Source organism: Sphingomonas sanguinis NBRC 13937 (genome assembly GCF_001591005.1).
Taxonomy (GTDB): Bacteria; Pseudomonadota; Alphaproteobacteria; order Sphingomonadales; family Sphingomonadaceae; genus Sphingomonas; species Sphingomonas sanguinis.
In genome coordinates this window covers 1-8,292 of record NZ_BCTY01000084.1, presented here as the reverse complement: position 1 = coordinate 8,292, position 8,292 = coordinate 1, and the positions used below count along the sequence as shown (strand labels likewise).

Below are 8,292 nucleotides of genomic sequence, written 5' to 3'. Positions count from 1 at the left end.
GGAGGGGGATCGCCGCCAGGGATGTCCTGTGGGGGAGCCCCCCTCCGTCAGGCCTGACGGCCTGCCACCTCCCCGTGCCGGGGAGGATGTCTCAATCCCGCAGCGCGCGTTCGCCTTCGTACATATAATCGCGCGTCACCGGCACCGAGAGGCGCCCGCGCGTCAGCTGCACCTGATAGTTGCACAGCCCGCCATTGCGGAACGCCGCGCCCGCGCCTGCCAGATAGAAGAGCCACATGCGATAGAAGCGCTCGTCGTACAGCTCGACGATGCGGTCCTTTGCCGCCACCGTCCGGTCGTACCAGATGTCGAGCGTCCAGCCATAGTGACAGCGCAGCACCTCGACATCGGTCAGGAACATGCGCAAGCCTTCCTGCGCGCGGACGATCTCCGACAGCGCCGGGTTGTAGCCGCCGGGGAAGATATATTTGGTCGTCCAGTCGTCGGTGACGCCCGGCCCGTTCAGCCGACCGATGGTGTGGAGCAGCATCACGCCGTCCTCGGTGAGGAGGTCGCGGCACTTGCGGAAGAAGGTGCGATATTGCGGCGGGCCGACATGTTCGAACATGCCGACCGAGACGATGCGGTCGAACTGCCCCTCCACGCGGCGATAGTCGATCAGCTCGAACTTCACCTTGTCGGCGACACCTAGCGCCTCGGCCCGGGCGCGGGCGACCTTCAACTGTTCCTCGGACAGGGTGACGCCCAACACTTCGGCGCCGCATTTCTGGTGGAGATAGAGCGCCATCCCGCCCCAGCCGCAACCGATGTCGAGGACCTTCATCCCCGGCTCGATCGCGAGTTTTGCGGCGATATGCGCCTTCTTGTCGCGCTGCGCCCGCTCCAGATCGTTCTTCGGATCGGTGAAGTACGCACAGCTATATTGCTTGTCGGTGTCGAGGAAGAGTTCGTAGAGTGTGCCCGACAGGTCGTAATGATGGGCGACGTTCTTCTTCGACCGGCGCTCCATGTTGATCCGGTCGATGCGGTGTTTGATCGCGCCCGCCGCCCGGACGAAGCGCGACGGATTCAGGTTCGCGCGACCCGCTTCCCATTTGTCATTGGCGGTCAGCAGCTCGACGAGATCGCGGACATCGCCCTTCTCGACGACCAGGCGGCCGTCCATGAAGCATTCGCCCGCCGCGAGGGCGGGATTGCGCACGATCTGCCCGGCGACTTGGCGGTCGGTGAAGCGGATCGCGACATCGGGATAACCGGGTTCGGGCGAGCCGAACTCGCGGACCTTTCCATCATGATGGGTGAGAGACAGGCGGCCCTTGCGGACCGCGCGCGACAGAAAGAGATCGATCAGCGCCATACGGCACCGCCTAGTGCCTTAAATTCCGGCGTACCAGTCATAATCGACGTGATCTTCCCAGTATCCGCCCTTGCCCAAACCTATGTTGGACAAACTTTCGACCGCATCGATCCGCATCAGATATTTGGCGTGCTTATAGCCCAGCTGTCGCTCGACCCGCAGGCGCAGGGGCGCTCCGTGCCCGACGTCGAGCATGCGACCGTTCATGCCCCAGGCGAGAATCGTCTGTGGATGAAAGGCGTCGATCAGGTCGATCGATTCATAATAGGGCTGGCCACCATAAAGGTCGGCACAGGTGAATACGACATAGCGCGCCCGCGTGCTGATATCGGCGGCCTTCAGGATGCTGCCCAGCATCGGTCCCGTCCATTCGCCGATCGCGCTCCAACCCTCGACGCAGTCATGGCGGGTGATCTGGCGACGCGCGGGGAACTCGCCGATCTGGCGCAACGACAGCGACAGCGGCTTGCCGACCAGCCCGCCGACGCTCAGCCGCCAATCCTCGAACCGGTTGGCGAGCATCGCGGCATATTCGGGCGTGCCGGGATTGCGCGTGCCGTTGGTACGGAAGAAGGGCGACATCTGGTCGCGGCGATATTCGGGGGCCAGCGCGCCCCGGTCCATCAGGGCGCGTTGCAGCCCCTTCTGCATATCCTCGCCCGCAAACAGGATCTTGCGCGCGGTCGGGTGCTGGATCACCTGATCGCAGCCCGCGAGGAGCAGCCCGGCCCCGCCGGTCAGGATGGTGCGACGTCCTATCATTCGGGGACCCTCCAGCGGCCGGTAATCATCGAGCGGAGTTCGTTGAGCGGCCCGGCCAGGATGACCAGCACCAGATGGACGATCAGGAACAGCGTCAGCAGCGTTGCCGTGATGAAATGGATAGACCGCGCCGATTGCCGTCCGCCCAGCAGGTCCAGCACCCAGGGCCAGGCCGCATTCATACCCGGCGACAGCGCGATGCCGGTCAGGATGGCGAGCGGCAGCGCGACGAACAGGACCAGCGCATAGCTGAGCTTCTGGAACAGATTATAGGCGCGCGGGTCCTGCGCATCATGGAAGCGGAAGGCCAGATGCTGGCGAAAATCCGCCCAGATCGCCGCGGGCCGCAACTCGCGGCCCCGGATACACAGGTCGCGCTGGAAATGCCGAGTCGCCAGTCCGCCGATCATATAGGCGAGCAGCCCGAAGCCCAGCACCAGCGCGAAGAACAGATGCCAGCGGCGCGAGATCGCCAGATTGTAGCGCGCCGGGATGGTCAGCCAGTCCGGGAAATGGGGCAGGGTGGCCCAGGCGTGATCGAAATTCGCGCCGTACTGTCCCCAGTACAGCCGGGGATGCGCGTTGGAGATGCCCAGCCCCGACCCCAGCAGGATCAGCACCGCGACCGCATTGACCCAATGCCAGATGCGAGTCACCACGCCATGGCGACGGATGACGGAACCCGGTGCCGCCGAAGCGGCTTCCGGGGCTCTTTCCGGCTCGGTCGGCGTTCCGGCTTCCATTCCCACTCCCTTTCCGGTGACCACTCATGATCGATAACTGGCATTTCTACGAACCCGTCAACGGTCATGGCTTGGCGCATGATCCCTTGAACGCGATCGTCGCGCCGCGCCCGATCGGCTGGATCGGCAGCCGGTCGAGCGCGGGCGTCAACAATCTGGCACCCTACAGCTTTTTCAACGTGTTCAACTACCGTCCGCCGCTGATCGGCTTTTCGTCGCAGGGTTGGAAGGACTCGGTCGCCAATGTCGCCGAGACCAAGGTCTTCACCTGGAATCTGGCGACGATGGTGCTGGCCGATGCGATGAACGCCAGCGCGGCGATGGTCGGGGCCGAGGTCGACGAATTCGCGCTGGCGGGCGTGACGCCCGAGGATGGCCGGATCGTACCCGCGCCGCGCGTCGCCGAAAGCCCGGTATCGTTCGAATGCCGCCTGACCCAGTTGATCCGGCTGGAGACCAAGGAAGGACATGAACTCGACCAGTGGCTGGTCATCGGCGAGGCGGTCGGCATCCATATCGCCGCCGATCTGATCGAAAGCGGCGTCTATCAGACGGCCCGCGCCCGCCCGATCCTGCGCGGCGGCGGCCCGGTCGACTATTTCGAGGTGACCGAGGCGGCGCGGTTCGAGATGCGCCGACCCGACTGATCCAAAGGATGCGGGGATGGAACGAAATCACGCCGGGCGCGATCCATCCATCATCTGTCGGGCAGGCGATAACGCATGAGGCCCGGCAATGGAGGAGAGACCTATGAAGCCGTTCATCCCCCTCATGGCGGTCGCCGCGCTGTCGCTGGCGGCATGCGACCAGAAGACCGGCTCGACCACGGTCACGTCCAACGCCGCGACCGGCGAGGTCAAGGAGACGGAAACCGGTGCAGGCTCGCCCGTCGCCAAGCTGCAGCCCGGCAAGTGGGAGATCAAGACCCAGGTCAGCGACCTTAAGATGGAGAATATGCCCAAGGGCGTCAGCTCGACCCCGCCTGCGGCCACCAACACCGTCTGCCTGACCGCCGAACAGGCCGCCAAGGGCCCCGCCGAACTGTTGAAGGGCGCGCAGTCCGACTGCACCGTCACCAGCTCGACCTTTGCGGGCGGCAAGGTGGAGAGCGACCTGACCTGCAAGCTGCCCGGCAACATGACGATGAAGAGCAAGACCAAGGGCACGTTCACCGACACCAGCTTCTCGACCGATCAGGAGATGGAGATGTCGGGCGCCCACGCCATGTCGCAAAAGGTGCATAGCGAAGGCCGCCGCCTCGGCGAGTGCGACGCGGCCAAGTAACGTCCGAAGGGGGCCGGGGTGCACTGTCCCGGCCCCTGACATTGAGTACTAAAATCGATTGTATTCGGTATTAAGGTGGGCTTAGGGGCGTGCCCGGGTCGCTGCGGCGACGGGAGAAGCGCGATGCCCTGACGGGAATACCGACGGATATCCGTGCCGGATCATGGTCCGGCCGCCGGTCATGGATGCGTGACGACCCGGGGGGGGCTGACACCACATGGATCAGGACGACAGTCTCCGCTTCGCTCGGCTTGCGAAGTGGGGTGCTGGACATGTGGCCCATACAAGGCCCTCAGCCGCTTATGTTGCAAGACTTGCGCGAGCTTCATCACTCTTTGCGGGCGCTGATGCAGGAGCATCGGGCGCTGTGCGAGGCACCCTCTCCCGATAGCCGGGCGCTAGGGCATATTCGTTGGCGATTGGCGCATTCCAGCCGCCAGCGGATGACCTTTCTGCATGATGTCGTCTTCGTCACGGCCGAGCGCCATGCCGATGTCCCCGGCGCGGCCGATATGCTGTCGTACAAGGCCGCGCTGCCGGCCTATCGCCAGCGAATTTCGACGTTTTTGGCGCGGTGGCCGATGGACGCGATCATTGCCGAATGGGGTCTGTATCGTGCGGAGTCGGCGCGGTTTCGTCCCGACATCCACGGCATGTTGCAGACCGAGGATCTGTTCCTGAGCAGATTGGAGAGCGGTCTGGCGACATCCGGCCGGATCGAACCGCTGCGTCCGACGATCGCTCTTCAGGCGAGGTAGCCCCGGTAGAAGAACACCGCCGTCGTCACCGTGGTCAGCAGCAGCGTCCAGGCGCGGATCAGTCCGGCGGGCAGCCGGCGTCCGATCAGCGCGCCGCTCCACCCGCCCAGGATGCCGCCCGCCAGCATCGGCAGGCACTGGGCCCAGGCGACCATGCCGGTCAGGACGAAGACCAGCGTCGCTGCCGCATTGGCGGTCGCCAGCATCAGCGTGCGCGGGGCAGCGAGCTGGGCGGGATTGCGCCCCGACAGCAATCCCCAAGCGGCGGTCAGCATCATGCCGATGCCGCCGCCGAAATAGCCGCCATAGACACCCAGCACCGCCTGCGCGGCGATCAACGCGCGCGGGCCCGGCGTGGCGATCCGCGCGAGCCAGTCCGATGCGTGCCTCCCGCCCGCAATGGCGAGCGTCGCGACCAGCAACAGCCAGGGCACGATCAGGTCGAAGGCGCGCGGTGGGGTGAGGAACAGCAACAGGCTGCCCAGCAGCGCAAAGACAAAGGTCAGCGCCGCCATGCGCCGCATCGAGACGCCCATCACCGGCTCCAGGCCATGGCGATAGGCCCAGGCGCTTGCCATCGCGGCGGGCTGCAGTGCGACATTGGAGGTAGCGTTGGCGACCGTCGAGGGCAGGCCCAGCGCAATGAGCGTCGGCATGGTCGAGAAACTGCCCCCGCCCGCCAGCGCATTCATCGCACCGCCGACAAAGCCCCCGGCGGCGGCCAGCGCGAGAAAGGTCCAGTCGGTCATCAGGTGGCGTAACGCATGGTGCGGCGCTTCCGTGCCTCAGGCTGGGGCGCGGGGCAAGCGTGCACCAAATTCCTCCCCTGCAAGGGGAGGTGGCAGCCCAAAGGGCTGACGAAGGGGTGTCGCCGCTAGCCGTAACACCCCTCCACCATGCTGCGCATGGTCCCCCTCTCCTTACAGGGGAGGAAAGATAATCACCCCAGGGCCGCGAACTTCTCTTCCGCCTCGCGGTCGAGCTGCGCGCGGCTTTTCTTCTCGGCGGCGGTCTTCAGCTGGCCGCACGCCGCATCGATGTCGCGCCCGCGTGGGGTGCGGACAGGGGCGGATATACCGCCCTCGAACACGATGTCGGAGAAGCGGCGAATCCGCTCCGGCGTCGAGCATTCGTAATCCGCGCCGGGCCAGGGGTTGAACGGAATCAAGTTCACCTTGGCGGGCAGGTCGTAATGGCGCAGCAGGCGGACCAGCTCGTGCGCATCGGCGTCCGAGTCGTTCTTGTCCTTCAGCATCACATATTCGAACGTGATGCGCCGGGCGTTGTTGGCCCCCGGATAGTCGGCGCAGGCCTGCAACAGCTCTTCGATGCCATATTTCTTATTTAGGGGCACCAGCTCGTCGCGCACGTCCTTGGTCACGGCGTGGAGCGACACGGCCAGGTTCACGCCGATCTCCGCGCCCGCGCGCGCCATCATCGGCACGACGCCGCTGGTCGACAGGGTGATACGGCGCTTGGACAGGGCCAGGCCGTCGCCGTCCATCACCAGCTTCAGCGCATCGCGCACCGCATCGAAATTATAGAGCGGCTCGCCCATGCCCATCATGACGATGTTGGTCAGCATCCGCCCCTCGGGCTGGCTGGGCCATTCGCCGAGCGAGTCGCGCGCCAGCATGACCTGTCCGACAATCTCGCCCGCGGTCAGGTTGCGGACGAGGCGCATCGTGCCGGTGTGGCAGAAACGGCAGTTCAGCGTGCAGCCGACCTGGCTCGACACGCACAGGGTGCCCCGATCCGCGTCGGGGATGAACACCATCTCGTAATCCTGCCCGTCGGCCGAGCGCAGCAGCCACTTGCGCGTGCCGTCGTTCGACACCTGCGCCTCGACCACCTCGGGACGGCCGATGACGAAGCGTTCCTCCAGCCAGGGATGCTGCGCCTTGGCGATGTCGGTCATGTCGGCGAAGCGGGTCGCGCCGCGATTATAGAGCCAGTGCCAGATCTGCTTCGAGCGCAGCTTGGCCTGTTTCAGCTCCATGCCCGCCGACAGCAACGCCTCGCGCAACTGGTCCTTGGTCAGGCCGATCAGGTCGACCCGGCCATCGGGACGCGGTTGCACACCGCGCGGCACGGGCACGGGATCGATGTGCCCCGGAATGGGCATGAGGGCGGCCGAAACTGTCTGCATAGCGTGCCCATAGCGCAAAATCGGAGGGATTTCCACAGGGCAGACTCTTCCTCCCCTGCAAGGGGAGGTGGCGCGCGTAGCGCGTCGGAGGGGTGTCACCCTCTCGATAGCGCGACACCCCTCCGTCAGGCCTGCGGCCTGCCACCTCCCCTTCCAGGGGAGGAAAAATTTAGGCCCCCACGCACGCCAGCGTCGCCGCATCGATCGCCGCTGCCGCGCCCGCCAGGGCATAGGTGTCGGCGAAGGGGCGGTGGCGGGGGTCTACGGTCGAGGCGCTCATGCTGCGGCCCGAGCGCATCGCGGTGACCAGGGCATGGTCGGTGGCGGCGTCGGGGGCCCAGACGTCCTGGGTCGAGCCGACCAGCGGAAAGCGCCGCTCGCCGATCGCCAGCGTGACCGGCGCGGCACGGTCGCGCGCCGTGCTGAGGTGCAGGTGGAAGGATTCGCGCAGCCGCCGGGCGGGCCAGGTGCCGACGCTGGCAAAACCATCCGGGCGACCGTTTGCCAGCACCGGCCGGGCGATGGCATAGCAGCGATCGGGATCGCGGAACGCGCCCCAGCCCTTGTAGATGCCGATCGTTTCGCGCGAGAGGAGGGGGGCGGCGACCAGCGCCAGCAGCAGCGCCAGCCGCTTCATGGCCCGGCCCGGTGGATCAGCGTCTCCTGGCCTCCCTCGATCGTCACGATCGATCCTTGCGGCAGGCGCTCGGCGACCGGCACGCCGCATAGCGGATCGTCGGCCAGGCCCAGCATCAGCCCGCGCAGCACCCGGCTCGACAGGCCATGCATCAGGACCAGCCGGTCGCCGTCATGATCCGCGGTATCGGCCAGCCAATCGCACAGGCGCGCCGCCATCGCCGGATAGCGCTCGCCATCGGGCGCGCCCACCGCCATGCCGTGCGGATGGACGATGGTTCCGTGGATCGCGCTCAGTTCCGCGAAGGTCTGGCCGCCCCAGCTGCCGAAACCCAGCTCGATCAGCCGCGAATCGTGATGGGCCCCATGCCAGTCGAGCGCCAGATGCTCGGTGATGACCGCCAGGGTCTGGAGCGCGCGGCCCGTGGGCGAGGACCAGAGGGTCAGGGCGGGCGCTTCGCCCAGCCGTTCGCGCAGCACCTGGCCAAGCCTGTCGGCTTGGGCGAATCCCTTCCGGGTCAGCGGCGTGTGCAGCGCCGCCCGGTCGCCCTGGATTCGACCGATCCGGTTGAACACCGTCTCGCCATGCCGGGCGATATAATCGCGGCCCCTGCGGGCTGTAGGGCGGGCGGGCGGGGCGGG

General features: G+C 66.3%; 10 protein-coding genes. 3 read left to right on the top strand and 7 right to left on the bottom strand.

Going from position 1 to position 8,292, the window contains the following annotated elements; genetic code table 11:
• Positions 1–91: 91 nt before the first annotated feature.
• Genes SSA01S_RS18315 through SSA01S_RS18305 form a run of 3 tightly spaced genes read right to left on the bottom strand, consistent with a single transcriptional unit; the run spans position 92 to position 2,823 of the window.
• The gene (locus tag SSA01S_RS18315; RefSeq protein ID WP_061781547.1) at positions 92–1,318 is read right to left on the bottom strand and encodes an SAM-dependent methyltransferase; all 1,227 of its coding nucleotides are present in this window, start codon (positions 1,316–1,318) and stop codon (positions 92–94) included.
• Positions 1,319–1,336: 18 nt separating this feature from the next.
• The gene (locus SSA01S_RS18310) at positions 1,337–2,080 is read right to left on the bottom strand and encodes a molybdopterin-dependent oxidoreductase (protein WP_061781546.1); all 744 of its coding nucleotides are present in this window, start codon (positions 2,078–2,080) and stop codon (positions 1,337–1,339) included.
• Positions 2,077–2,823, bottom strand: coding sequence for a cytochrome b/b6 domain-containing protein (locus SSA01S_RS18305; RefSeq protein ID WP_061781545.1), 747 nt, complete (start codon positions 2,821–2,823; stop codon positions 2,077–2,079). The genes SSA01S_RS18310 and SSA01S_RS18305 overlap by 4 nt, the downstream gene beginning before the upstream one ends.
• Positions 2,824–2,849: 26 nt before the next feature.
• Here SSA01S_RS18305 and SSA01S_RS18300 point away from each other — a divergent pair, with 26 nt between their 5' ends.
• The 3 genes from SSA01S_RS18300 (at position 2,850) to SSA01S_RS18290 (ending at position 4,865) form a co-directional block, all read left to right on the top strand.
• Complete coding sequence (locus SSA01S_RS18300; protein WP_061781544.1) at positions 2,850–3,470, top strand: flavin reductase family protein; 621 nt, start codon at positions 2,850–2,852, stop codon at positions 3,468–3,470.
• A 103-nt stretch (positions 3,471–3,573) separates the two neighbouring features.
• Positions 3,574–4,107: a DUF3617 domain-containing protein gene (locus SSA01S_RS18295; protein WP_061781543.1), complete on the top strand. Its 534-nt coding sequence runs from the start codon at positions 3,574–3,576 to the stop codon at positions 4,105–4,107.
• A 443-nt stretch (positions 4,108–4,550) separates the two neighbouring features.
• Positions 4,551–4,865 carry a hypothetical protein gene (locus tag SSA01S_RS18290; RefSeq protein WP_061781542.1) on the top strand — a complete coding sequence of 105 codons (315 nt, stop codon included), beginning with the start codon at positions 4,551–4,553 and terminating at the stop codon, positions 4,863–4,865.
• Here SSA01S_RS18290 and SSA01S_RS18285 read toward each other — a convergent pair.
• The 4 genes from SSA01S_RS18285 to SSA01S_RS18270 all read right to left on the bottom strand — a co-directional run bounded on the left by SSA01S_RS18285 (position 4,853) and on the right by SSA01S_RS18270 (position 8,247).
• A complete protein-coding gene (locus SSA01S_RS18285) occupies positions 4,853–5,614 on the bottom strand; it encodes a sulfite exporter TauE/SafE family protein (protein ID WP_058716816.1) in 762 nt (253 codons plus the stop codon). The two genes, SSA01S_RS18290 and SSA01S_RS18285, sit on opposite strands and share 13 nt — an antisense overlap.
• A 191-nt stretch (positions 5,615–5,805) precedes the next feature.
• Positions 5,806–7,014, bottom strand: a complete 1,209-nt coding sequence (gene rlmN / locus SSA01S_RS18280; RefSeq protein WP_058716823.1) for a dual-specificity RNA methyltransferase RlmN — start codon at positions 7,012–7,014, stop codon at positions 5,806–5,808.
• 169 nt (positions 7,015–7,183) lie between these two features.
• On the bottom strand, positions 7,184–7,651 hold the full coding sequence (locus SSA01S_RS18275) for a hypothetical protein (protein ID WP_061781541.1): 468 nt from the start codon (positions 7,649–7,651) through the stop codon (positions 7,184–7,186).
• Positions 7,648–8,247 carry a histidine phosphatase family protein gene (locus tag SSA01S_RS18270; RefSeq protein ID WP_082795190.1) on the bottom strand — a complete coding sequence of 200 codons (600 nt, stop codon included), beginning with the start codon at positions 8,245–8,247 and terminating at the stop codon, positions 7,648–7,650. Before SSA01S_RS18270 ends, SSA01S_RS18275 begins: the two co-directional genes overlap by 4 nt.
• Between the last annotated feature and the right edge of the window lie 45 nt (positions 8,248–8,292).